The 22,788-nt window shown below is 60.6% G+C and carries 22 protein-coding genes and 1 tRNA gene; 19 read left to right on the top strand and 4 right to left on the bottom strand.

Annotation, left to right across the window (positions count from 1 at the left end; all coding sequences use genetic code 11):
* Positions 1-30: 30 nt before the first annotated feature.
* From yajC to recJ, 3 genes are all read left to right on the top strand, one after another.
* Positions 31-375 carry a preprotein translocase subunit YajC gene (gene yajC / locus OTER_RS17500; RefSeq protein WP_012376271.1) on the top strand — a complete coding sequence of 115 codons (345 nt, stop codon included), beginning with the start codon at positions 31-33 and terminating at the stop codon, positions 373-375.
* A gap of 84 nt (positions 376-459) precedes the next feature.
* Positions 460-3,009, top strand: a complete 2,550-nt coding sequence (locus OTER_RS17495; protein ID WP_012376270.1) for a protein translocase subunit SecDF — start codon at positions 460-462, stop codon at positions 3,007-3,009.
* A 100-nt stretch (positions 3,010-3,109) separates the two neighbouring features.
* Positions 3,110-4,831 (top strand): single-stranded-DNA-specific exonuclease RecJ, encoded by a 1,722-nt coding sequence (gene recJ, locus OTER_RS17490; protein ID WP_012376269.1) that lies wholly within the window; start codon positions 3,110-3,112, stop codon positions 4,829-4,831.
* Positions 4,832-5,354: 523 nt separating this feature from the next.
* On the opposite strand, the gene OTER_RS17485 is transcribed toward recJ, so the two are convergent.
* Positions 5,355-5,431 (bottom strand) — tRNA-Arg (locus OTER_RS17485).
* A gap of 65 nt (positions 5,432-5,496) precedes the next feature.
* Complete coding sequence (locus OTER_RS17480; RefSeq protein ID WP_012376268.1) at positions 5,497-6,876, bottom strand: Gfo/Idh/MocA family protein; 1,380 nt, start codon at positions 6,874-6,876, stop codon at positions 5,497-5,499.
* A 752-nt stretch (positions 6,877-7,628) separates the two neighbouring features.
* Between OTER_RS17480 and OTER_RS17475 the strand changes: the two genes are divergently transcribed.
* From OTER_RS17475 to OTER_RS26280, 13 genes are all read left to right on the top strand, one after another.
* Positions 7,629-8,225: a GbsR/MarR family transcriptional regulator gene (locus OTER_RS17475; protein ID WP_012376266.1), complete on the top strand. Its 597-nt coding sequence runs from the start codon at positions 7,629-7,631 to the stop codon at positions 8,223-8,225.
* Between the two features lie 200 nt (positions 8,226-8,425).
* On the top strand, positions 8,426-8,809 hold the full coding sequence (locus OTER_RS25355; protein ID WP_012376265.1) for a four helix bundle protein: 384 nt from the start codon (positions 8,426-8,428) through the stop codon (positions 8,807-8,809).
* Positions 8,806-10,089, top strand: a complete 1,284-nt coding sequence (locus tag OTER_RS27075; protein ID WP_012376264.1) for an oligosaccharide flippase family protein — start codon at positions 8,806-8,808, stop codon at positions 10,087-10,089. Before OTER_RS25355 ends, OTER_RS27075 begins: the two co-directional genes overlap by 4 nt.
* 2 nt (positions 10,090-10,091) lie before the next feature.
* Complete coding sequence (locus OTER_RS24375; protein WP_012376263.1) at positions 10,092-11,033, top strand: glycosyltransferase family 2 protein; 942 nt, start codon at positions 10,092-10,094, stop codon at positions 11,031-11,033.
* The gene (locus OTER_RS25910) at positions 11,030-11,824 is read left to right on the top strand and encodes a glycosyltransferase family protein (RefSeq protein WP_012376262.1); all 795 of its coding nucleotides are present in this window, start codon (positions 11,030-11,032) and stop codon (positions 11,822-11,824) included. Before OTER_RS24375 ends, OTER_RS25910 begins: the two co-directional genes overlap by 4 nt.
* A 15-nt stretch (positions 11,825-11,839) precedes the next feature.
* Positions 11,840-12,787 carry a glycosyltransferase family 2 protein gene (locus OTER_RS27070; protein WP_012376261.1) on the top strand — a complete coding sequence of 316 codons (948 nt, stop codon included), beginning with the start codon at positions 11,840-11,842 and terminating at the stop codon, positions 12,785-12,787.
* Positions 12,780-14,168, top strand: a complete 1,389-nt coding sequence (locus OTER_RS17460; protein ID WP_012376260.1) for an O-antigen ligase family protein — start codon at positions 12,780-12,782, stop codon at positions 14,166-14,168. The genes OTER_RS27070 and OTER_RS17460 overlap by 8 nt, the downstream gene beginning before the upstream one ends.
* 22 nt (positions 14,169-14,190) lie before the next feature.
* On the top strand, positions 14,191-15,234 hold the full coding sequence (locus OTER_RS27065) for a glycosyltransferase family 4 protein (RefSeq protein WP_012376259.1): 1,044 nt from the start codon (positions 14,191-14,193) through the stop codon (positions 15,232-15,234).
* 20 nt (positions 15,235-15,254) lie between these two features.
* On the top strand, positions 15,255-15,950 hold the full coding sequence (locus OTER_RS24370) for a class I SAM-dependent methyltransferase (RefSeq protein ID WP_012376258.1): 696 nt from the start codon (positions 15,255-15,257) through the stop codon (positions 15,948-15,950).
* Positions 15,951-16,359: 409 nt separating this feature from the next.
* Positions 16,360-17,211: a glycosyltransferase gene (locus OTER_RS17445; RefSeq protein WP_052300418.1), complete on the top strand. Its 852-nt coding sequence runs from the start codon at positions 16,360-16,362 to the stop codon at positions 17,209-17,211.
* A gap of 179 nt (positions 17,212-17,390) precedes the next feature.
* Positions 17,391-17,999 carry a hypothetical protein gene (locus tag OTER_RS26695; RefSeq protein WP_044891854.1) on the top strand — a complete coding sequence of 203 codons (609 nt, stop codon included), beginning with the start codon at positions 17,391-17,393 and terminating at the stop codon, positions 17,997-17,999.
* A 295-nt stretch (positions 18,000-18,294) separates the two neighbouring features.
* Positions 18,295-18,420 (top strand): hypothetical protein, encoded by a 126-nt coding sequence (locus OTER_RS26880; RefSeq protein ID WP_272940894.1) that lies wholly within the window; start codon positions 18,295-18,297, stop codon positions 18,418-18,420.
* A gap of 8 nt (positions 18,421-18,428) precedes the next feature.
* On the top strand, positions 18,429-18,800 hold the full coding sequence (locus OTER_RS26280; protein WP_012376255.1) for a VanZ family protein: 372 nt from the start codon (positions 18,429-18,431) through the stop codon (positions 18,798-18,800).
* A gap of 507 nt (positions 18,801-19,307) precedes the next feature.
* Here OTER_RS26280 and OTER_RS17430 read toward each other — a convergent pair.
* Positions 19,308-20,195, bottom strand: a complete 888-nt coding sequence (locus OTER_RS17430; RefSeq protein WP_012376254.1) for a LysR family transcriptional regulator — start codon at positions 20,193-20,195, stop codon at positions 19,308-19,310.
* A gap of 725 nt (positions 20,196-20,920) precedes the next feature.
* Between OTER_RS17430 and OTER_RS17425 the strand changes: the two genes are divergently transcribed.
* Together OTER_RS17425 and OTER_RS24365 are read left to right on the top strand one after the other, a co-directional pair.
* The gene (locus OTER_RS17425) at positions 20,921-21,283 is read left to right on the top strand and encodes a hypothetical protein (protein WP_012376253.1); all 363 of its coding nucleotides are present in this window, start codon (positions 20,921-20,923) and stop codon (positions 21,281-21,283) included.
* Positions 21,276-21,827: a hypothetical protein gene (locus tag OTER_RS24365; protein WP_012376252.1), complete on the top strand. Its 552-nt coding sequence runs from the start codon at positions 21,276-21,278 to the stop codon at positions 21,825-21,827. The genes OTER_RS17425 and OTER_RS24365 overlap by 8 nt, the downstream gene beginning before the upstream one ends.
* A gap of 260 nt (positions 21,828-22,087) precedes the next feature.
* Here OTER_RS24365 and OTER_RS17415 read toward each other — a convergent pair whose 3' ends face one another.
* Positions 22,088-22,318, bottom strand: coding sequence for a helix-turn-helix domain-containing protein (locus OTER_RS17415; protein ID WP_012376251.1), 231 nt, complete (start codon positions 22,316-22,318; stop codon positions 22,088-22,090).
* A gap of 93 nt (positions 22,319-22,411) precedes the next feature.
* On the opposite strand from OTER_RS17415, the gene OTER_RS17410 reads away from it, so the two are divergent.
* Positions 22,412-22,681: a hypothetical protein gene (locus tag OTER_RS17410; protein WP_012376250.1), complete on the top strand. Its 270-nt coding sequence runs from the start codon at positions 22,412-22,414 to the stop codon at positions 22,679-22,681.
* Positions 22,682-22,788: the final 107 nt, after the last annotated feature.

Genomic DNA, 22,788 nt, shown 5'->3' with positions numbered 1-22,788 from the left:
GTTTTCTTTTTTCAAATCTCCCAACACGCAATGACGAAAATGTTCTCGCCCCTCGAAGTGCCTGGTTTTCTCGCGCAGCAAGCCGCACCGGGCGGCAGTCCCTGGACTCAGTTCATCTTCTTCGGCCTGCTGTTCGCGGCGATGTATTTCCTGATGATCGCGCCGCAGCGCAAGAAGCAGAAGGAGCACGAGAAGATGCTGAAGGCCCTGACCAGCGGCGACGAGATCGTCACCAGCGGCGGGATCTACGGCACGATCACGAACGTGAAGGACGATCGGTTCGTCGTGCGGATCGCGGACAACACCAAGATCGAGGTGGGCAAGGCGTTCGTGACCGCGGTGGTGAAGAAGGTCGACGGCGAAGCGAAGAAATAATCGCGCGCGTGCGGGCCGCGCGTCCGCCGTGCGCTCGCCGGCGCCAGGCCTGCGGCGCACTCATTTTTTAAACCAAAACCACCCATGTTCAGACGCAATCTCTGGAAGCTGCTGCTGACCCTTGCCATGTTGGGCTGGGCCATCGCCACGCTCATCCCGCTGCAAGACCAGCCCTTCGTCGACTACGTCAAGGCTCACGTGACCGCCAAGCCGGCGGAGTTCAACGCGCTCCTGGCCGAGGCGTCGGCCATGAAGCGCGAGGGCCGCGTGCTCAGCGAGTTCGTCGCCCTCAAGCAGATCGGCAAGGACCGCCGGCTCGATCTCACGCAGTATTTCCCCGACATCCGGATCGAGTCGAACCTCACGAACGTCGAAAAACGCAACGAGATCCTGCTGGCTGAGCTGCTGCGCCGCTCGAAGAGCCGGCTGCCGCTCGGCCTCGATCTTGCCGGCGGCGTGGCGTTCACCCTCGAGGCCGTGCAACGGCCGGGCGACACCGCCGACGAGCGCGAGCGCGCTGAGAAGCTCGACAAGGCGATCGAGATCATCAGCACGCGCATCAACGCCTTTGGCGTCGCCGAGCCGCTGATCCGCAAGGTCGGCAACAACCGGATCGAGGTGCAGCTGCCGGGCGTCAACACCCGCGACAACCCCGAGATCGTCGACCAGGTGAAGGCGCCGGCGCGGCTCGATTTCCGCATCGTGCATCCGACGCTGACCCCCGCGCCGGGCGTCGAGACGCCGCCGGGCTACGAGATCATGTCGCTCGACTACGAGGGCCGCCGTGGCGAGACCGGCAGCGAGGAGCTCTTCATCAAGCGCGTGCCGGAGATGACCGGCGAAGCGATCTCAAATTCCTTCGCGCGGCCCGACATGTACGGCAAGCCGGAGGTGATCCTGCAGTTCACCAACGAGGGCAAGCAGCGCTTCGCCGAGGTCACCCGGCAGATCGCCGAGGGCGGCCGGCAGGCGGGCCGGCTGGGCCGGCTGGCGATCGTGCTCGACAACAAGCTCTACTCCGCACCGACGGTGCGCGAGGAAATCAACAGCGAATCCGCCCAGATCACCGGCTCGTTCACCGATCGCGAGGCGCTGAACCTGGCGAACGTGCTCAACAACCCGCTCGACGTCGAACTGCAGGTCAAGGAGCAGTACGAGGTCGGCCCGACGATGGCCGAGAGCGCCGTGGAAAGCGGCAAGCGCGCCACCTATATCGGCGTCGGTCTCGTGGCGGTCTTCATGATCGGCTACTACACGATCGCGGGCTTCGTCGCCGTGTTGAGCGTGACGCTGAACATCCTCGTGGTGCTCGGCGTGCTGGCCAGCCTGGGGGCGACGCTCACGATGCCCGGCATCGCCGGCATCGTGCTGACCGTCGGCATGGCGGTCGACGCACACATCCTGATCTTCGAGCGCATGCGCGAGGAATTGTCCGCCGGCAAATCGCTCGTGGCAGCCTTCCATTCCGGCCACGACCGGGCGTTCACCACCATCGTCGACGCCAACCTGACGACGCTGATCACCTCGGTGCTCATGATCGTCTTTGGCAACGGCCCTGTGAAGGGCTTCGGCGTCACGATCACGATCGGCATCTTCTCGACGCTGTTCACCGCGCTGCTCGTCAGCCAGATGCTGCTCGATTTCCTGATCTCGTCCGGCCGGATGAAGAAGATGCTCATGATGAGCTTCCTCCAGCCGCCGGCCATCGACTTCGTCAAATACGGCAAACGCGCCTTCATCGCCTCCTGGATCGTGGTCGCCATCGGCCTGTCGGCCATCGCCTTCCGCGGCAGCAGCATCTACGGCATCGATTTCGCCGGTGGCGACGTGATCAACCTGGCGTTCAAGCAGGAGGTGAACATCGAGCAGGTGCAACGCACGCTCGACAACGCGAAGCTCGGCGAGACGCTGCCGTTCTACCAAAGCGAGATCGGCGGCGGCCAGCGGTTGCTCAACCTGCAGACCGAGGCGGGCAAGGGCCAGGCAGCCGTCGCGACGTTGAAATCCGCTTATCCGAACGCTGGATTCGAGGTGGCCGGCAGCACGATCGTCGGTCCGTCGATGGGCCGCGAGATTCAGTTGAACGCGCTGCTCTCGATCGGACTTTCGATCCTGGGCATCATGCTCTACGTCGCGTTCCGGTTCGAGATCGGCTACGGCATCGGCGCCGTCGTCTCGACGATTCACGACGTGCTGCTGACAATCGGCATCTTCGTGCTGAGCGGCCGGCAGTTCTCGGCGCCCATGGTCGGCGCCATCCTGCTGATCGTCGGCTACTCGATCAACGACACCATCGTCGTGTTCGACCGCATTCGCGAGGAGTTGAAGAACAACCCGAACACGAATCTGCGCGACGTCATCAATCTCGCGACCTCCCGCGTCTTCGCGCGGTCGATCCTGACCAGCTTGACGACCTTCCTCGCCGCCCTGGCGCTGTATTTGTTCGGCGGTGGCGTGGTCAACGACCTCTCCTTCACCTTCCTCGTCGGCATTGTCACGGGCACGTTCTCGTCGCTGTTCATCGCCACGCCCATCTTCTACTGGTGGCACAAGGGCGATCGGAAGCACGTCGAAGCGCACCACGACATCGCGCCGAAATACGAGTGGACCGGCTCGAGCAAGGCTTCGCACTGAGGTGGTAGGGCGCGTTATCCTTAACGCGCCGCGACCGTCCGGCTGTCGAGGCAGCTGGACGGCGGATTAGGGATAATCCGCCCTACCTTGGCTCGACGCCATGCGCTGGACTCACACACCGGTTCCGACGGAGGAAATCGAGGCGCTCAGCAAGGGCGCAGGGGTCAGCCGCGTGCTGGCCGAGCTCCTCCTGCGCGCCGGTCTGCGCGACGCGGGCGGCTGCGCCACCTTCCTGGCGCCGGCGCTGGCCGCGCTGCAGGATCCGTTTCTGTTGCGCAACGTCGATGCCGCGGCCACGCGGCTGCGGCAGGCGATCGCGAACCAGGAGAGCGTGGTCGTGCTGGGCGACTACGACGTGGACGGCGTCAGCAGCACCGCGCTGCTGGTGAGCGTGCTGCGGCGGTTCGGGCTGCTGCCGCGGTTCGTCGTGCCGCGGCGCTCGGAAGACGGTTACGGGCTTTCGCGCAGCGCGATCGATCGCGCGCTGGAGGGCGGCCGGCCGCACCTGTTCGTCGTGCTGGACTGCGGGACGAATTCGCACGACGAGGTGGCGTATCTGCGCGAACAGGGCATCGACGTGATCGTGCTCGATCACCACCGTTCGAAGGAGCGCGCGCTCGACGGGATGTTGATCAATCCGCACGTGCACCGCGACGACACGGGCGCGGACGGCCCCTGGCGGCATCTCTGCACGGTGGGCCTGGTGTTCAAGCTCGCGCACGGCTTGTTGAAGCAGCTGCGCGCGGAGAATCATCCGGTGGCTTTTCGGATCAAGCTGCGCGATCACCTCGATCTCGTCGCGCTCGGGACCGTCGCCGATCTGGTGCCGCTGCTCGGGGAGAACCGGATTCTCGCGCGTCACGGGCTGACGATCCTGCAGGAGTCGCGGCGGCCGGGGCTGCGCGCGCTGATGGAGGTCGCCGGCGTGAAACCCGAGAACGGCATCAACCCCGTAGATATTTCGTTCCGGCTTGGCCCGCGGATCAACGCGTCCGGCCGGCTGGCCGACGCCGCGCTCTCGGTGGAGCTGTTGTTGAGCGAGGATCTGGCGTTCTGCCAGCAGACCGCGCAGCAGCTCGACGCGTTCAATCGCGAGCGGCAGGAGATCGAGCGAAAGATCACCGAGGAGGCCGAGCAGCTGATCGAGACGCACTATGCGGATTCGCCCGGCATCGTGCTGTTCAGCGAGGACTGGCATCCCGGCGTGGTGGGAATCGTGGCCGGCCGCGTGACGCGCAAATACAACCGGCCCTGCGTGGTGCTGGGCAACGAGGGCGAGTTCGCGAAAGGCTCGGGCCGGAGCATCGACGGGTTGAATCTCGTCGAGGTGCTGGGCACGTGCTGCGACCACCTCGTGAGCTGGGGCGGGCATCCGATGGCGGTCGGAATCGCGCTGCGCAAGGAGCACCTGCCGGTGTTTCGCGAGCAGTTCGCCGCGGCGGTGCGGACGCAGGCGGGCGACGCGATCGCCGAAGCGCGGCTCGAGCTCGCGGCGTGGCTGACGCCCGAGCAGATCACGCCGCGGCTGATGGACGAGCTGGAACAGCTGCATCCGTTTGGGCAGGGCAACGCGGAGCCGCGGTTTGGCGTGCGTGGCGTGGTGCTGCGGACCGCGCCGGAGATCTTCAAAACCTTTCATTTCCGGTTCAACTTCGAGGATCAGCGCGGCCGGCGGCTGCATGGCGTGGCGTGGAAGATGGCGTCGCGGCTGCTGCCGGTCGGCGTGCCGGTGGACCTCGCGGTGGAGTTGAAATGGAATCACTTCAACGACCGAAAATTTCTGCAGCTCTGCCTCGTGGACTGGCGACCCTCGGCGGGCTGATCAGTGAACGGCAGGCGGCGCATCCGTGTGGCCGGTGTGTTCCGTGGGCGATCGTTGGAGGGGTGTCCGATCAGCTCCTGTTGAAACAAAGCTGCCCACGGAGCACGCGGAGGGCACGGAAATCGAACGGAGGGAAACCACCAAACACGCAGGGATCCCGAGTGTTGACCACGGATTACGCGGATCGGATCTGTGTGCATCCGTGTCCATCTGTGGTCGAAGATTGGGGCGCTTGGAGCTCGGATCGGACTACGCTCGGCTCTTCTGCCTGCTCTCAGCTCTCAGCTCTCGCCTCGATCCCGATCGTTCTGCTTTTGCGCCTTCTGCGCTCTTTTGCGGCCAAACTCGGATCTGCACACTGAGCTCTCGGCTCTCGATCCCGATCGTTCTGCTTTTGTGCATTCTGTGCCTTTTGTGGCCAAACTCGGACCGACCGCCGTTTCCTCCTGTTCCAATGGCTCCGCGCGGATGCTCGGATCAGGGCCACAAAAAAGCGGCCGGACTTGCGTCCGGCCGCCCAAACTGGCGCACCCGTAGGGAGTCGAACCCCAAACCTTCTGATCCGTAGTCAGATGCTCTATCCAATTGAGCTACGGGTGCGTAAAAGAGCGCGAGAACAAGCAAGTTTCCGCCGCAGAGTGCAAGCGAGAATTTACGGCCGCACCCTACACGCTGCCGAGCCGCCAACCGCGGCGATAACGGCGGCGGACGAACGCGTTGGCCGCGCGTTCATTCTCGAACCGGAGCCTCGCGGAATTCCAGCGGAGCGTCGTCTGCGGAAAACGCACCGCGACGCTGCCCAGCAGCACGGTTTCGGTGAGCGGACCGGAGTAGGCGAACGGCGCGAGCGGCCGCGCGGCGCCGCCGACGCATGCCTCGGCCCAATCGGACCAGTGGTGCGAACCGGTGACCTGCGGCAGCAGGTAGTCCTTGAATTGCTCGACGGGACAAAGCCGCGGCATCTCCGGATGCGGCAGGTGCAGCACGCCCTTCGTGCCGATCAGGATCGAGCCTTCGTCGCGCGGATCAGCCGGTCGCGCGGGCGTCGCCGTGGAGGCGCGCGCCGGTGGATTCGCTGGCGCCACCAGCGCACGGATCTCGGCGGGCGGACGCTGGTCGCCATCGTACCACGTGATCGGAATCGTCGCGGCTTCCGTGTAGCGCGTGCCGGGAAAAACGTAACGGATGACGGCGTCGGTCGACCAGTTCCAGGCGTCGGGCGCGGGGCCTTCGGAACGCACGCTCAGCGGCGCGGTGAGCGCGAGTCCTTCAAACACCGGATCGAAAATATGGCAGCCCATGTCGCCGAATGTGCCGGTGCCGAAATCGAGCCGCTTCCGCCAGTTGCCCGGATGATAGTAGTCGCGCCCCACGAACGGCCGCTCGGCGCAGCCGCCGAGCCAAAGATCCCAATCGAATCCCTCCGGCACCGGATCGCCCACGGGTGGCGGCGGACCCTGGTCGCCCCATTTCTTGTTGCTCCACGTGTGGACCTCGCGGATCAGCCCGATCGCGCCGCTCTGAATCAGCGCGACGGCCGTGCGGTAGGATTTCTCGGAATGAATCTGGATGCCCATCTGCGTGACGAGCCGCGGATGGCGTCGCGCGTAGTCGGTCAGCGCGCGCGTCTCGTGCAGGTCGTGCGCGAGCGGTTTCTGGCCATACACGTGCTTGCCGCGCTCCATCGCCGCGAGCGCCATCACGGCGTGCTGGTGATCGGGCGTGGAGACGTTGACCGAGTCGAGGTCGCGTTCCTGGTCCAGCAGTTCGCGCCAGTCCTGGTAAACCTTCACGTCCGGAAATGCGGCGAGGACATCGCCGAGCCGGTTGCGATCCACCTCGGCGACGGCGACGAGCTGCACGAACGGATTGCTGCAGATCGCCTGGAGATCGGCCCACGCCATGTTGGAGGCGCCGAAGCTGGCGTGCCGCAGCACGCGGCTCGGCGGCGCCGAGAAGAGATGGCGGACGATCAGCGGCGCGGTGAGCGCGCCAGCGCCGAGTGCTTTGGCGAACTGGCGGCGCGTGAGAGTCGGAGCGGGCATGGTGAGGGTGCCAGTGGACGGTTGGCGGTCGACGGTGGACAGTGTGCCCGCGGATTGCACGGATTGGAACTCGGATCGACCTCGGATCGACTCCTGTTCAAACAGTTCAGTTGAGAGTTGAGGGTTGAGCGTTGAGAAAGGTCGGGCACCGGACACTGAGCTCTTAGCTCCGGACGCTGTCCTCTGGCCGTCCACCGTCTACCGTCCACCGTTCTGTGCCTTCTGTGCTTTCTTGCGGCCAAACTCGGATCGACCTCGGATTCCTCCTGTTCAAAACTGAATTGTTTTCACAGGAGACGAACCGAGGACGAACCGAGGAACAGACCAGTCCCTGAGGGATTGGGCTGCTTCTGGATCCCTTTTGTGTCGTTCGTGTGTTTGGTGGTTTCCATCGGTTCGAGGTCCGTGTGCTCCGTGGGCAGCCTTGGATTGTTCTCGGATCGCCCTCGGATCGGCTCCTGTTCAAAACAAAACGGCTTGGATTTCACAGAAGGCAACCAAGGACGAACCGAGGCCCGAGCCATCGAACCGACCACGGATGGTCACGGATAACCACGGACTGATCCGCGTGAATCGGTGTAATCCGCGGTTGCGGATCGGAAAGCTGGATCTCGACTGCCACCCCCGCCGAGCCTTACGCCTGAAGCTTTACGCCTTACGCTGACAGCACCGATCGCGCGTCATAAACGCGCGGGTGTTCATTTTGGATTGAACATCGGTAGTTTTACCTACATGCCATCGGGAGATCCCTGATGTCGCGCCTGCCTCCAGCTCCGGCCAGTGACGACCCGTACCTTGCTGCGCCCGGCGCGGAAGTGACGGCGGAATTCCAGCAGGCCTGCGTGGAGTTCTTCGGTGACGTCGTGCATGCACTCGGCGTGCCGCGGTCGGTGGGACAGATTTACGGGCTGCTCTACGCCTCGCCGCAGCCGCTGAGCTTTACCGATATTGCCGAAAAGCTGGACATCAGCCGCGGCTCGACCAGCCAGGGCTTGCAGGCGCTGAAGGAGCTGGGAGCGGTGGTTCCAGTGGGGGATGGGAGCAGAGAGCAGGGAGCAGGGAGCAGGAATGGTAACCCCGCCGCTGGCGGGGGGCAGCGGCAGCTTTTCCAACCGCAGCTCGAGTTGCGGCAGCTCGTCGGTGGGTTGCTACGCGAGAAGGTGACTCCGCTGGTGAACGAAGGCCCGGGCCGGTTGAAGCGGCTGCGGGAGCTGGCTGAGAGTTCACCGACGCCGGCGGGAAAGAAATTTGCGGAGAAACGGTTGGCGAAGCTCGACACCTGGCGACGCCAGATGCGGCTGCTGCTGCCCCTGCTGAAAACGATTTTGGGTCCGGTCCGGCGCGCCTAGCCAAGGTGCGCCGACGTAGCCCGTCCAGCGATGCTGATACACGGCGAGCCTGTCGCCTCGGTTGCTTCTCCCAGAAGTGACGGGGCGAAGCCGTGCCGCGAAGCGGCACGGAGTTATTGGATGAAGGTTGTTGGTTATTAGGATGCGATCATCCGCAACGGCATCAGCCACCAATAACCAATAATCAGTCCCCATCCACCATGCCTGCGCCCATTCACTCTTTTGAAGATCTGGAGTGCTGGAAGGCTGGTCGCGAGGTTCGGCTGTTTGTGGCAAAGCAGGTCGTTCCCTTATTGCCAATTTCGGAGAAGCACCGCTTGAGCGACCAGATCATCCGAGCGGCGCGGTCGATCACCGCTAACATCGCGGAAGGCTACGGCCGGTTTCATCATCTCGAGAACGCAAAGTTCTGCAGTATTGCGCGAGGTTCAGCGTGTGAGGGGCTCGATCATCTGATCACGGGGGCCGACGGTCCCCCGACTTGTTTGATTCGCGCCACCCATATACAGGGCGGCCGGGAACAAATGCCCGGCCCAAGTGAGCTCCTCGCGGAGTACGCTACAGTAACTCAAAGATCGAGATGATAAAAAGCGTCACGGCGCCGCAGACCTCTACTGCAGCGTGTCCGACCAGACAACGCGGGACTAACGCGTCTACGCAGGTCCGGAATTTCACAGCATTGATGATCGTACAAGCTGCGAATCTAGTGGCACCGCTATGCATCTACCCGTACGCGCTGCGAGCACTTGGTGCGGACGTGTATGGAAAGTATGCGAACGTCAACGCGCTAGCACTGATCGTATCGCTAGTCGCCGATTTTGGGACCACTACGACTGGCCCACGAGAGGTAGCAACTGCGAGGGACGATCCATCCGAGCTGCGAGCGACGACGTCTGCGCTTGTGAAGCTCAGACTGTTCCTTGCGATACTTGCTGCCATCGCAGTAAACATCTACTACTTATACTCAGAGGATTTGGTTCTCCGCACGTTAGGCCAATGGTCAAGTCTGCTCGTCTTGTCTTGCGCGGTGTTTCCATTGTGGTACTACCAAGGGCGGGAGCAATTGATGTCGATAGCGCTCAGTTATGGGATAGCGCGGATTGCGTCGATTGGTGCTATATACCTTTGCGTGTCGGACGCATCGGATTATGGGGAATTCTATGCAATATCTTTAGCACCTCAGCTACTGGTAGGTGTGGTCTTTTTTGTGATATTGATCCGGCACTCGTCGCTAACACTACAGAGCGTCACATCTGTAAGGCTCAGTAGCAGCCTAAAACTCAATTGGCGCGTAGCGCTAGCCGCAAGTGCAACTGCGATAAAGGACCGCGGCCCGGTTGCGCTTACAGCGAGCGTTTTGAGCTTTGGCGACATCGCAAAGCTCGATTTCGGAAGCAAAATCGTGGAGCTGGTAGCCAGCGTCAGCTATAACATAACCAGAGCAGTATATCCATCGTTCTGTGCCCGGCCCGACACTCGTCGACTAGCCGTGTTTGTTTATAGCGGTGTCGCTACTGGGTGTATAGTCTCCGCGTGCCTGGCAATCGGTTCGGAAACGATCGCCTCGCTTGTCGGAGGGGTTGCGCTCGCGGGCGCTGGGCCGCTGCTTGGGGTCATGGGTTGGGCGCTTCCTGGCCTCATAGCATCATCGTTTATTGGCCATCTCGGCCTTTTGGCACATCGCCAGGATGGTTGGTACTTTACGAGCGTTTTGCTCTCGTCATTAGCAATAGTGGCGCTACTAGCCGGCGCAGTCTTAGCGTTTCCCGGAAATGCAACCAAGATCGCGTGGACGGTGGTGCTGGGGTCCGTCGGCGAGGCGGTGCTTAGGTTTGCGATCGCGCGACGGTCTAGAGCGCTCTAGACATGGACAAGCTTCTTAGCATTGTAATTGCTGCGTACAACGTCGAACCGTGGGTCGATGATTGCCTGTTATCGATCGAAAGCCAGCGGGACGATAGGCTGGATGTGGTCATCGTCGATGATGGATCGACTGATGGAACCTCAGACGTGATTCGAGCGCACAAGAAACGCTGGGCGCTGCAGTGCGTAACTAAGAAAAACGGGGGCCTCAGTTCAGCTCGGAACGCTGGCGCAAGCGCAGCGGGTGGGCGATATCTTTGGTTCATAGACGCGGACGATATGATCCTCCCAGGTGCTGTTGCGTGTATGATTGCGCAGTGCGAACAGCAGCGTTTTGATGCAATCGTCTTCGGCACCGAAGAAATCATGGAAGGGCATCGGGTGCCTCATCGGCCACGGCCGATTGTCGGAACGCCTCTTGAGTCGTATCTCGCAGGCCACCTCCGGTTCGCGGTGTGGAATAAGATCTTGAGGGCAGAGATTGTGAACAACCATCGCATCCGTTTCCCGATCGGTTGCTCAATGGAAGGGATATCATTCTTGGGGGCGTTTTTCCTGCACGCAAGTAACGTCAAGGTAGTACCAGATATATGTTATGCATATAGAATCCGGCCTGGTTCTATTGTCACGTCGGCCAGCGAGCGGATATTATCGGACACTCGTTTGGCACTCACCGAGCTAGAGAAGGAACTGGTGGATCACGCGAGCGAGCGAGGGACGAGGCGCGGTCTTGCTCGTTGCGCCAGCGCCCTTTGGGCTGTGAGGATTGCGGAAGTGATGCGATGGCCTACCGAGAGGAGGCGCGCAGGCCTGGCATGTATTTGGGTATTGGGAAAGCAGGATTTGTCGAGAATCGGCTGCGCGCTGATTGCACTGGATATGGTGGTCTGGCGAAAGACTGTAAGGGCTATTGCGATGGCATATAAAATAGTTGTTGGAATATGAGCAGATTACTCTCTATTGTAACCATTACGAAGGCAGATCGGATTGGACTCGTCAGGACGAAAGCCTCGATTGAACAGCAACAGAACTGCCCCGATATTGAGTGGGTAGTAGTAGGTGCGACTGATTCGGATTTGGAAGTAGTGGGATCCGGTCCAGCAGCCACCGGGCTATGCGACGGAGGAATCTCGGCGGCCCTGAATCTCGGCGCCCGTCTCGCAACTGGTCGCTGGATTAGCTACTTGAACTCGGGCGATATATACGCAAGGGAAGATGTTCTGATGCGGGTTTCGCCCGTTCTAGAAAGGCTAAATGCGAATCGTATAGTCGTGTATGGTGATTTTTACGAAGCCGGTGATGGGTTCAGGCATCTGCGGCATGCTAATCGCGATACGATTCAGATCGCAAATAGCATTAATCACCAATCAGTGTTCATCGGGCGGGAACTGGCCATGCGAGAACAGTATGACGAACGGCTTCTGTTGGGGATGGACTATGATCTCTGGTTACGACTCGATCGTTGGGCCGAGTTCCATCACTTGGGATTTCCGGTGGCGGAATTTCATTGGGGCGGGCGCAGTAGCAGGAGAGACTGGGCGTCTCACCAAGTAATGGTACGGTACTTTTTGCGAAAGCTGAACAACCGAGAGCAGATGCGCGCGCGCGACATCTGGAATCTTTCCGTGCAACTTGCGAGAGCGTGGGTCAGGCATACCTGCATAAACTCGGTAGCACCCGGTTGGCAGTCGAGAAAAGGCAGGACGCAGCACGCGAAGCGCCCGAAAGGCTTTTGAGCCAGAAACGGCGCCATGTCGAGACATCCACTAGTCTCCGTTGTTATCCCAGTGCGAGATCGCCCTATTGAACTGCGCCGTGCGCTGAGATCAGTGCTCGCTCAGACGTGTAACGATATCGAGGTGCGTATCATCGACGATGCGTCCTTACAGCCGATCGATTCAGCGCTTGGGTCCGAGTTCTTGGACGAGCGGGTGATCGTGTCGAGACTCAACTCCCCGTTTGGCGCCGCTAGGGCACGCAATGTTGGCGTGAATCAAAGTCGGGGGAGATTCGTCGCGTTTCTCGACTCAGACGATGAATGGTACCCCAATAAGCTGGCAGCTCAGCTACGACATATCGCAATGGCGCCAACCGGGGTGATCAGCTATCATCGCATTTTGGTGGACGATGGTGGACCTGAGCGGCCCAGGCCCGTCAGAGCAATCGCTAGAGGGGAGGACGTCGCGGAATATCTCTTCGTGGCTGGATGCAATATTCAAACATCGACATTGCTCGCACCGAGGGAGGTCTGGTTACAGGTGCCGTTCCGTGACGGACTGGCCAAGCATCAAGATTGGGATATCGCTATAAGGGCTCAGGCGGCGAAAATTCAACTAGATTGCTGCGGCGAGACACTCGCCGTGTACCATGGACGAGCAAAACTCGGGCGGATCTCAAACGACAGCGATTACGACTACAGCATCGCGTGGGCGCAATCGGTTGGCCGGCTGTCGCGCAGGGCCGAGGCATGTTTCTGGTTGCGAGTCGTAGTGCCGCAGATCCGGAGTCGACACGGGTTTTGCAGGGCGAGCGGTACATTTGTCAAATATGTGGCGGCGGCTAGGTTAGGCGCCGCTAGCCTATGCAGGTTGTTCGTGCGTGCCTGCCTGCCCGGCATCTATTCGCATTGTTGTCAGGTGGCGCGTCGGCTCAGCCCTGTTCGCCCGCCTTGTGAATCCTTAAAAAAGGGCCATGAATAGACCAAAAAGAACAACGACGCAGGCTGTATCGAATGCCTCGGCCGTAGTTCTGATCCTTCTATGGTGTGCGCCGATCTTGTATGTGCCTTGGTGGGTTCATATTGTTTTACTTGCCACGGCCTTGGCGTTGACGGTGTTCCAGAGAATTGCAATAGGCGGCTTGTTTCTGGTGGGACTACTTCCGCTTGCTGCGGTGGCCGCCGAGTTCATCAATGCCGGAGCTTCGGACAACCTCATCGGTATATTAGGTTTTTGGCTGCCGCAGGTCAGTGTGTTCAGCATTTCCCTGGTCGTGTTCCATCGGGTTGGTGTGTTCCGCTGCGCGCTAATCCCCTTGTGTGCTGCAATTGTGGCAGCGCTTCCAATGGCTCCCGAAGCGATGGGGGTATACATTCGTGATATGCTTCCGAACTACCAAGACAGGTACGGCGGAATGGATTCATTTTTCATGCAATACGGCAGCACTGAGAGGCTGCGCGCTCTCTTCGGCGAGGCGAGCACTCTGTCGGCCACGTTAGTTTTGCTTTCGCTGCTGAGCGGCTGTGCCGCTTTGGCGGCGGAGCAGCAAAAGGTACTACGGGCCCCTACCGCCACGGGGATGGTACTCCTGTGCATGGTCGTCGCCGCACTTGGCGTGCTTGTTCCATTGAGCAAAGCGGGAGTAACAATCTGCGTAGTGGTTGCCCCTTTTCTGGTCGTCGCTGCTATCCGATTTCCGTCCCGGGAGCGAAGACTACGTGTGATTGGCATAGCGGTCCTCCTTGTAGCCGCCGCGATTGGGTTCACGTTGGTTAGTCGGTCTCGCGGCTACCTTGAAGCTGAACTTGCAGGTGTGCGTGAACTGCTGACGTTCGCCAACACCAGCGGCACCGGCACCGGATCTCGTCTTCTTCATTGGCGTTTCACCCTCGAACACGTCACACGGTTCCCGTTCGGCGCGGGGTTTTCTGGCGTGAGTGAAGTATTCTCCGCGCCTGCGGGTTTCTCCCCTAATGCCGAGATGCTGAGGCGCATTCCTAATGGCGTATATGGGATGATGAATGCATTTGCGAACGTGTGCGTTCAAAGCGGTGTGATTGGGGTGCTCACCATGGGCGCTTTAATATTTGGCGGTATTAGGCTGCGTGTCCTTCCTCGAGCGGCTGGGGTCGGGTGCCTGAGGTGCGCCTGTTTCACCGGGATGCTCAGTTTTCTGCTTCTAGTAGAGACGTACTATTTTCTTTCACTGTTGCCACTCCTTTGGGAAGTCGACAGACAGCTCGTTTGCCCGCAGGAGTCGACGAAAAGGCTGGCCAGGTTGTGGACGGACGCCAAACGGACCCCGTCCCGTGAGACGAAAGGAACCGTAGTTGATCGTACTATCCATATCGGCCAGGGCTGACACCGGCGGAGGCCCGGAGTACATGCGGCAAATTGCGGCGCTCAGTCACAGTGGCTGCTCTTATGTGTTCGCGTGCCCAAACGTGCCTGTATTCCGGGCCCGAGTTTCTGCGAGCGTCCCCGGCGTCTCATTCGTCGACATGCCGCACCGGAGTCTCTCTTTTGTCCACATTTGGACCATGCTTAAGCTGATCCATGAGACACGAGGGCCAATTGTAGTTCATTCCCATGGCCGAGGAGCCGGTGCATATTCGAAAATCATTTGCTTGGCGGCCCGGTGCGTGGTCATTCATACCCCACACGGATGCCATTTTGCGGCCGGAGCCCATCGTTGGTTTCAGCGATTGGTCGAGGGAGTCGGTATACTCCTTTCCGGATGCACATTGTTTGTATCGAAATCTGAGCAAATCGAGTTCATGGGCACATTGAAGTACGGTGCGACAATGGTGATTCCGAACGGCGTGGCGCCTCCGCTGTCGAGCGTTGTGGCTGACGTGACGAGGCGCGTTGACGTCTACTTTGTGGGTAGAGACAATTGGCAGAAAGATCCCGTGCTCGCGCTGTTCATTGCACGCCAGTTGATACAACGTTGCGGCAACGAGAGTAGGTTTCGATTTCACTTTTTTGGTGAGGGACTAGACGCGACTAGCGATTTCGGGAGGACTGCTATCAAGGCGTTAGGCAGTGCTGTGGTAATGCACGGCATTGTCGCGGACGTCTGGTCGTGGGGTTCACCGGCTTTTATCCTGAATACCTCGCGTTGGGAGGGGATGTCGTTGGCGCTTCTAGAAGGTATGGTCAGAGGTGCCGTACCGGTTGCAACGGACGTGTCGGGAAACCGGGACGTCGTGAGGCGTGGAGCAAACGGCTTCCTGTTTTCGCGAGATGCCCCAGACTCCGCTGTAGATTGGATTTGGGAGTGCGTTCGCGACCAGCAATGCTACGAAATGTTGCGTCGGTCTGCGATTGCACAGGTTCTACAGAATCATTCGATCGAGCGTGTCGCGGCCAACGTCGAAAAGGTGTACACGGGTCTCCTTAGTCTTCAGGTTGGGCGCATCATGTGATCGCATCACCGAATACTCAAATGAAACGTTGCACCCGCATACATATTGCCCTGAACAAAACGATCAACAGATGTCTCTCCAAGTACGCTATGCGGAAGGGGGCATTGCTTGACGTTGGCTGCTGGAACGGCGCAACGACCTTAGGCTATGCTCGTACTATTGCGGCGATAGATATCTGGGGCGTGGAGGCGATGGCTGAGCCTGCCCGGGAGGCTGAACTTCTCGGTGTTAAGGTGAAGATAATCGATATTGAAGAGCAGGAGTTTGGGATGGAGACTGGTCGTTTCGACGTGGTGGTCTGTAATCAAGTGCTCGAGCACTTAAAGAACATTTTCCGTCCATTTGACGAGATTGCCCGTGTCGTTAGGCCTGGGGGAATAGTGATCCTTTCGGTTCCAAATTTGGCCAGCCTTCATAATAGGGCGATGTTGCTGTGTGGCTATCAGCCCTCGTCAATTCGGATATGGGGACCGCACGTACGCGGATTTAGTCAGCGAGCGTTTACAGAGTTCTGTGTTGGGCACGGACTATATAAGCTAAAGGCGCTGATTGGCGTCGGCTTTTATCCGCTCCGGCCCGAGTTTGGTGGGAATTTATTGGCTCGGTTTTGGACTGATGCGTGTCATACATCGGTGTGGGTACTGGAACGAACCGGCAACCCGCTGATGTCGTATCAGTGCAAGTACCTAAATGAGGGACTTCAGACTATTATGTGAGCAGGTGCATATGTTCCAATAGATGACGACATACGCACAGGATAAAGGATTTAGTGTCCTGGTTCACCATTGGTTGGTGACTTATAGAGGCGGCGAGAAGGTGCTCGGCGAGTTTCGGCGCCTTTTCCCGGATGCGCCGATCATGACGCTCATAAGTTTTCGCGGGCAAATACCCAGCTGGATTGGTGGAAATGTTATCATAACCTCATGGATACAGTGGATACCGGGTGCTCGCTGGTGCTACAAGATGTTGCTGCCACTGCACGCTCGGGCGTTTCGAAGCTTACGCGTCCCCCGCTTCGCAAGATTGGTGCTGTCCAGTGACGCTAGTCTGGCTAAGGCGGTGCGGGTCCCCGCAGGAGCGCGACATGTATGCTATTGCCATAGCCCTCCGAGATATTTATGGGACATGCTTAGCGAGTACACAGAATACGCCCGCGATCTCGGTCCGTTCGGCAGATTCCTGTTCAAGTTCGTGGCAGCTACTTCTAGGAAATTCGACTATCAGGCGGCGCAGGGCGTCGATCATTTCATAGCAAATTCACGATTTGTGGCGGAAAGGATTCAGAAGTGCTACGGTCGCGAATCGATGGTCGTTTATCCACCTGTCGCGGTGGACGACTTCACGCCGGACAAGCAATCGGCGGGGTTTTACCTAGTCGTTGGCCACATTGTCCCCTATAAACGAGTCGATCTCGCGGTCACTGCGTGTACGATGCTTGGCCGAAATCTTGTCGTAGTCGGAGAAGGATCGGAACTCGACCGCCTCAAGCGTATTGCTGGGCCGACGGTGGAATTTCTAGGACGGCAGCCATTCGCAGTGGTGAAGAACTTCATGGAGTGCTGTCGCGCGTTTCTTTATCCTCAAGTTGAAGACTTCGGCATTACAGCTGTGGAAGCGCAGGCTGCTGGACGTCCTGTGATCGCGTATCGAAAAGGTGGCGCATTGGAGACGGTGATCGAGGGGTCTACAGGTTTATTTTTCGAGGAGCAGACGCCCAAAGCATTGGCTGATGCTATATGCCGTTTTGAGTCTGAGTTCGAAGGGCGGTACGATCCACGGCGATGCCGCGCTAACGCGGAGCGGTTTCGACCTGAGCGGTTTAGGACAGAAATCAAAACTTTGTTGACGCGCTGGTATCCGGAACTTTTCCGAGACTACTGTTGGCCGGACGTAGGGCAGGACGCGATAGTCCCCCTTGTTCTGGGTGCGAATGCTAGGTCAGTCGGAGAATGGCCGGGAATAAGGGGCCCCCATTAGAAGAGGTCTCAACATCAGACGGTCGGATGTATATCACAGGAACAAACCGACCGAAGGCCGGATGGCGGAGTCACCGGTGGTGGCGGTATGTGGGGCTGGCCGTGGCACTTGGCACGCTCGTCCTCGGATTTGTTGTTACCATTCGGTTTCGACTGCGGTACGAAACCCAAACACCTCCGGTGGCAGCGTTGGTGGTGCCGGCGTTACGCGCTTATCAGCCGAGAGGTTGGTCGACCACCGAGCTTCCCTTGAGTGAAACGGAGCTCGGGAGCGAAATGGTCAGTCGCACGCTTCGGTATGATGATTTTACCTACCTTCACTTTCGCAACGGACCGGCTGAATTTACGATCTATGTGGCGTATTGGAGTGCCGGGAAGGTCGATCTCCGCACGGTCAATGCTCACACGCCCGATACTTGCTGGGGTACCAACGGATGGACTGCAACCGAAGCTCGCGACAATTTCCGGGGCTTTACGCCCGGGACCCGCACCGCGGCTGGCCAGTTGAGGTCCTTCGTTAATGGCGGGACAATGCAACACGTTGCGTTCTGGCACCTGCTGGACGGACGAGCTGTGGAGATGTGGAGGTACGGTTTCCCCAAGCTGACGTTCATGTGGCGGTTGTTTGGCAAGGAACACAGATCTCTGGGCGGCGAGCAGTTTTTTGTGCGGATTGCGAGCTCGCGTCCGCTTTCGGAAATCTGGAGCGAGCCTGCGTTGCAGGGAGTCTTCGAGCGACTCCAACCGAGTGGGCTGGTTGTTTCGGGGTTCAACCCTGCCCCGGAATAACGTAAATCGGTACTATGGAGCGTTGCGCTTGAGGATTTTGTCGGCGCGACGGGCAAGGCCATTTGCCATCCCAAGATGAGCGAGAGGTGACGTCAGACGCGCTCCAGAATCGGGCGGATGTGCCGAATTTTTGCCACACCCGCAGCCATGCAGCCCGGCAACTCGCTCCATTCCGCCACCTTTGTTTCCGAGTTTCCGTGCGAAGCAGAGATGCGGCCGTCGCAGCGAACGTCAACGGCCCACCGTCTTCCGTCCACCGCCGACCGCCACTGTCCACCGTCTCCCGTCCTCCGTCTTGTCCTCCGTAGCCTTGGCGAAGGAGGAAGGCTTGGCGAAGGAGGAACCGCCCACCGTCTACAGTCGATCGTCTCCCGTCGACTGTCCACCGTCGTTCTCGGTCGCGGACTGGTGCTGCTATTGATCCTGGCGATGACCGCTCTTAGCGTGCGCAGCTCGCCACGGGTCGCCGAGTTTTTATGGCTGCCGGATTCCGTCGCGGAATGGACGAACCGCTCCGGCGTGCTCCGGAATATACCGGCGTTCGGTTTCCTGGCGCTCGTAGTGGGACTGCTCGCCGAATCGCGCCAGCGACGGGTGCGAGGCTACGCAGGCGTCGCCGCGTTCGCACTGGTGTGCGAGATCGCGCAGCTGTGGATTCCCACCCGGTTCTGTGACCTGCGGGACGTGGCCGCAGCGTGGCTCGGAGTTGCGCTCGCCGCCGCCGTGGTTGAGGCGATTCGGTGGACGGTCCACAGTCGGCGATGGACCGTGGGCGGCAGACGGCCGATGGTCGGGCGGTAGACGGACTACCATAGACGGCAGGCGATAGTCAGAGGCCAAAGCGCGGAGCGCTCGACGGGGCAGGGCTATGCCCGCAGCGCGACTCGCACGAATGGTCACGGATCTGTGTCCATCGTTTAAGGATTGGCGGATTGTCCTCGGATCGACCTCGGGTCGACTCCTGTTCAAACAAATCCGATCTGATTTTACAGGAGGCAAACCGAGGACAGGCGGAGTTGAGAGCTGAGAGTCCAGAGCTGAGAGCCGGGCCGGCGTGATCGACTGTAGATCGGGCTCTGACACTCGGCTCCCAGCTAAACGGAGCACCGCCCACCGTCTACCGCTTCACCGCTCCCTGTCCTCCGTCTATCGTCAACTGTCCACCGTCCCCCGTCCCCCGTTTACCGTCCACCGTCGACTGTCCACCGTTCTGCGCCTTCTTGCGGCCAATCTCGATTGGATCTCGGTTCTCCCTCGGATCGTCTCCTGTTTAAACCAGTCCGAGCCTTAGACTTTAAGCCTTACTCCTCAAACCGCCATCGCCTCCGGCGATGCTTCTCCCAGCACCGCGACCGACGCCTCCACTGCTTCGCGCACGATCGCCTGCGGCGGACTTTTCCAGAACACGGCCAGATGCACCGGAGCAAACCCGCTCAACGGGAGCACCCGGACGTCCCGACGCCGGACCAGCCAGGGCGCCATCACGGTCACCCCGACGCCTCCGCCCGCGCCGACCAGATCGATCAGCCGGCGCAGCGAATCGACTTCGATCGCCACGGGCCAGTGCATCCGGGCCAAGCCCAACCCCCGCTCGAACATCTCCGTCACGGCATGAGCCGGCCCCGGACAAATCAGCCGCTGCGTGATGGGCTGGTTTCGCCAAAGCTCTTCCGGATCGCGCAGCGCACTGCCGGTCGGAACCAACAGCGCCAGCGGCAACTCCGCGAGGTCACGCATCGACACGCCGGGCAGCCGCGCTTCACCGCGCAACGTCAGCGCCAGATCGACCGTCCCGTTTCTCAGGCTGTCGCCGACCTCGGGCCATCTCTCCGAGCTTACCGTGCAGCGCAGCCCGGGATGCGCTGCCTCCAGCGTGGTGATCAGTCGCGACAGCCCTTCCGGCCGCACCAGTTCCGTCACGGCTAGCCGAAGATGCTCCCGCCGATCTCGCAGCCTTTCGACGAGCGCCGTGAGTTCGTCGAAGAACGGGCCGGCCAGGCGAAGCAGCTCCCGACCGGGACCGAGGAGCTTAAACGGCTGCCGGATGAACAGCTTGGTCCCCAGCTCCTCCTCCAGCTCCGTCATGTGCTCGCTCAAGGCGGGCTGCTGGATCGTGTGAGGCAGCCGGCGTACCGCCTGGCTGATCCCACCACAGCGGGCGACCTTCACGAACCAGTCCAGTCGTTGAGGGTTCACGCGCAGTGGGGGTGGGGCGCATCCGCAGCCTGGACTGCTGCCGGTGCACAGACGCGGGTATGGTACCCAGACAGAAACGCCCGCGCTTTGCAATACCAATGTAATGCGGACGGTGCGACACTTGTATCCGGTCTACCGCCTACCGTTCCACCGTCCACCGTCCCCTGTCCTCCGTCTTGTCCTCCGTAGCCTTGGCGTAGGAGGAAGCCTTGGCGTAGGAGGAAGGCTTGGCGTAGGAGGAACCGCGTCACCGGTCCCCGTCCACCGCTCACCGTCTACCGTCCACCGTTCTGTGCCTTACGCTATAAGCTTTATGCCGAAAGCTGCCAGTTACCCTTTTCGTGCCTTTCGTGTATTTCGTGGGCTCTACCCGCCATCGCCCTAGCCCGGATATTTCATGGAATTCATCAAATATCCGCCCTCCGGACCGACTCTGTCGGGGCTAGCCGCGACAAGGTCGCTCCGCCGCAGGCGGACGGAAATTTCGGACGGAGCGTCACTCCTGTTCATGAAATTTCCGGGCTAGCGCTTATTCGCGCCATTCGCGTGATTAGCGGGCGTCCACCGTCCACCGTCCGCCGTCCCCGCGTATCGCCCGCGCCGATGCTCCGCATCGCATCTGCCGATTACCCGCACCAGCCCGATTTCCGCTAGCCTTGTCCTGCATCCGCGAAGGGGCGGCCTCAGCCGCTCCGGGACCGGATGAACTCAACCAAAGGACAAGTATGCCAGAGAACAAACTGATCGACCCCGACACCGCCGCCACGGCGGGCCGGCAGTTGATCGATACCGCGCTCCAGCGCAATCCGGTGATCGCCATCGCGACCGCCTTGGTCGTTCCGCTGCTGTCGCTCTTCCGCCGGCGCGGCCGCACGGCTGCCTCGGTCGAGAAGATGAAGCTCGAGAGCTACCGTTACCAGCCGGTCGACTCGACCGGCCGGGCCGGAACCGCTCCCGGAAACCGACAGGTCGGTCACAGCATGGGTTCAAGAGGGTCGCAAGAGGGATTCCCCTCGTCAGAATGCGACCCGCGGACCCGCTGTCCGACGCCGCAACCGGCGCAGAAAGGAGGGCGTCGTCATGGCTAGGATTCAACTCAACAGCGCCCTCAAGGCCATCCAGGGCGGCATCGACAACTGGATCTACCGGCTCCGCGGCGGGCGGGTCATCATCGGCCCGCGCGTCGCGCCTGCGGATCCGCAGTCGGCCGCCCAGGTCCAGGCCCGCAATCGGTTCAAGCTCGCGGCCGCCTACGCCCGCAGCACCACCCCGGACGCGGTCTACGAGCAGGCCGCCCGCGAGAACGGTTGGACGCCGTTCATCGTCATGATGGCGGACTACCTCCGGCCGCCGGAGGTCGACCTCATCAACCTGAGCGGGTATCACGGCGCCATCGGCGATCCGATTACGGTCGGCGCCCGCGACGACGTGAGCGTCACGGCGGTCAACGTGGCCATCCGCAACGCGGATCTGTCGGTGCTCGAGGAGGGCGCCGCCACGTTGGTCAATGGCATGTGGGTGTACACCGCCACCACGGCGCGCACCAGCGGCCAGACCGTCAGCATCGCCGCCACCGCGGTCGATCGCCCCGGACACACCGGGACCCTCAGCGAAACCTGGACCATGCCCTGATCAGGTGTGAGCCAGCCCGCTGAATAACGAGCCGCCGGTGCGGATCCCCCGGCGGCTTTTTGTTGGCCGTTCACCGCCGCCGCTGCTTCTTCTGCGCCTCTTGGCGCGATTTCCTCGGTTTGTCCTCGGCTCGGCTCCTGTGAGAATCAGCGCGACACGCTGTCAGTTTAAGGCATAAAGCTTAAAGCGTAAGGCCTAGTCTGTTTGAACAGGAGGAATACCAAGGGCGATCCGAGGCAAGAGCACCGCGGGTTCGCGGTCTAGAGTCCCGCCTTGCCCAGAAGGACGGAGGGTTTTTGGCCGATCGCACGCGCGATCCTCAGAACGTTGGTGAACGAGATGTTTTTCTCTCCTCGTTCGACCTGGCCCACGTAGGTGCGGTGCACGTCGCACCGTTCGGCAAAGTCTTCCTGGCTCAACCCCAGGGTCTTCCGTCCTGCGCGGATCGCTTCTCCCAACGCCCGGAGTTCTTTCGCACTTTCGGCAGCCACGCGAGAATCCTAACGGTGAGATGCCTATGGATCGACAGCCTATAAATAGCATTTCACTTGACAGTTGTTGTTAGCGTGGCTGATCGTCCCGTCATGTCCGCGCTGGTCCCGCACCCGAGCTCGCTGCGTGGATACCGGTTCGTCTTCGTGTCCGATCAGGGCTCGGTGTTTGGCAGCCGCACGCCGCCGACGACGGAGGATCTCCGGCTCGCCGGCGTGGGCATCCTGATCGTGGTGAATCTTCGCACGTGCCGCTATTACGGACGCGAGGAGCGGTGGCTGCCGGTCCCTTTGGCTAAGCTGACCGCGTCCGAGTTCGAGGGCGACCCGCCCAAGCCCTTTCACGCCCGTTCCGCGGAGTAGGCGAGACGAGTCCGGTGGACGGAAAACGGTGGACTGTGGACGGTGATGGGAAAGTTGAGAGTTGAGGGTTGAGAGAGGTCGGGCTCTGAACTCTGCCCTCTGATCTC

Source organism: Opitutus terrae PB90-1, assembly GCF_000019965.1.
GTDB lineage: Bacteria > Verrucomicrobiota > Verrucomicrobiia > Opitutales > Opitutaceae > Opitutus > Opitutus terrae.
The sequence above is the reverse complement of the archived record's forward strand: the minus strand, read 5'-3'. Positions and strand labels throughout refer to the sequence as shown.

Excerpts from the sequence above, each read along its gene's own strand:
- OTER_RS25355 (WP_012376265.1), top strand. The coding sequence starts at position 8,426 with ATGCCTGCGCCCATTCACTCTTTTGAAGATCTGGAGTGCTGGAAGGCT.
- OTER_RS24365 (WP_012376252.1), top strand. The coding sequence starts at position 21,276 with ATGGCTAGGATTCAACTCAACAGCGCCCTCAAGGCCATCCAGGGCGGC.
- OTER_RS17460 (WP_012376260.1), top strand. The coding sequence starts at position 12,780 with ATGAATAGACCAAAAAGAACAACGACGCAGGCTGTATCGAATGCCTCG.
- OTER_RS17475 (WP_012376266.1), top strand. The coding sequence starts at position 7,629 with ATGTCGCGCCTGCCTCCAGCTCCGGCCAGTGACGACCCGTACCTTGCT.
- OTER_RS26280 (WP_012376255.1), top strand. The coding sequence starts at position 18,429 with ATGACCGCTCTTAGCGTGCGCAGCTCGCCACGGGTCGCCGAGTTTTTA.
- recJ (WP_012376269.1), top strand. The coding sequence starts at position 3,110 with ATGCGCTGGACTCACACACCGGTTCCGACGGAGGAAATCGAGGCGCTC.
- OTER_RS17445 (WP_052300418.1), top strand. The coding sequence starts at position 16,360 with ATGCTTAGCGAGTACACAGAATACGCCCGCGATCTCGGTCCGTTCGGC.
- OTER_RS17425 (WP_012376253.1), top strand. The coding sequence starts at position 20,921 with ATGCCAGAGAACAAACTGATCGACCCCGACACCGCCGCCACGGCGGGC.
- OTER_RS24375 (WP_012376263.1), top strand. The coding sequence starts at position 10,092 with ATGGACAAGCTTCTTAGCATTGTAATTGCTGCGTACAACGTCGAACCG.
- OTER_RS27070 (WP_012376261.1), top strand. The coding sequence starts at position 11,840 with ATGTCGAGACATCCACTAGTCTCCGTTGTTATCCCAGTGCGAGATCGC.
- OTER_RS24370 (WP_012376258.1), top strand. The coding sequence starts at position 15,255 with ATGAAACGTTGCACCCGCATACATATTGCCCTGAACAAAACGATCAAC.
- OTER_RS17410 (WP_012376250.1), top strand. The coding sequence starts at position 22,412 with ATGTCCGCGCTGGTCCCGCACCCGAGCTCGCTGCGTGGATACCGGTTC.
- OTER_RS17480 (WP_012376268.1), bottom strand. The coding sequence starts at position 6,876 with ATGCCCGCTCCGACTCTCACGCGCCGCCAGTTCGCCAAAGCACTCGGC.
- OTER_RS27075 (WP_012376264.1), top strand. The coding sequence starts at position 8,806 with ATGATAAAAAGCGTCACGGCGCCGCAGACCTCTACTGCAGCGTGTCCG.
- OTER_RS25910 (WP_012376262.1), top strand. The coding sequence starts at position 11,030 with ATGAGCAGATTACTCTCTATTGTAACCATTACGAAGGCAGATCGGATT.
- yajC (WP_012376271.1), top strand. The coding sequence starts at position 31 with ATGACGAAAATGTTCTCGCCCCTCGAAGTGCCTGGTTTTCTCGCGCAG.
- OTER_RS17495 (WP_012376270.1), top strand. The coding sequence starts at position 460 with ATGTTCAGACGCAATCTCTGGAAGCTGCTGCTGACCCTTGCCATGTTG.
- OTER_RS27065 (WP_012376259.1), top strand. The coding sequence starts at position 14,191 with ATGCGGCAAATTGCGGCGCTCAGTCACAGTGGCTGCTCTTATGTGTTC.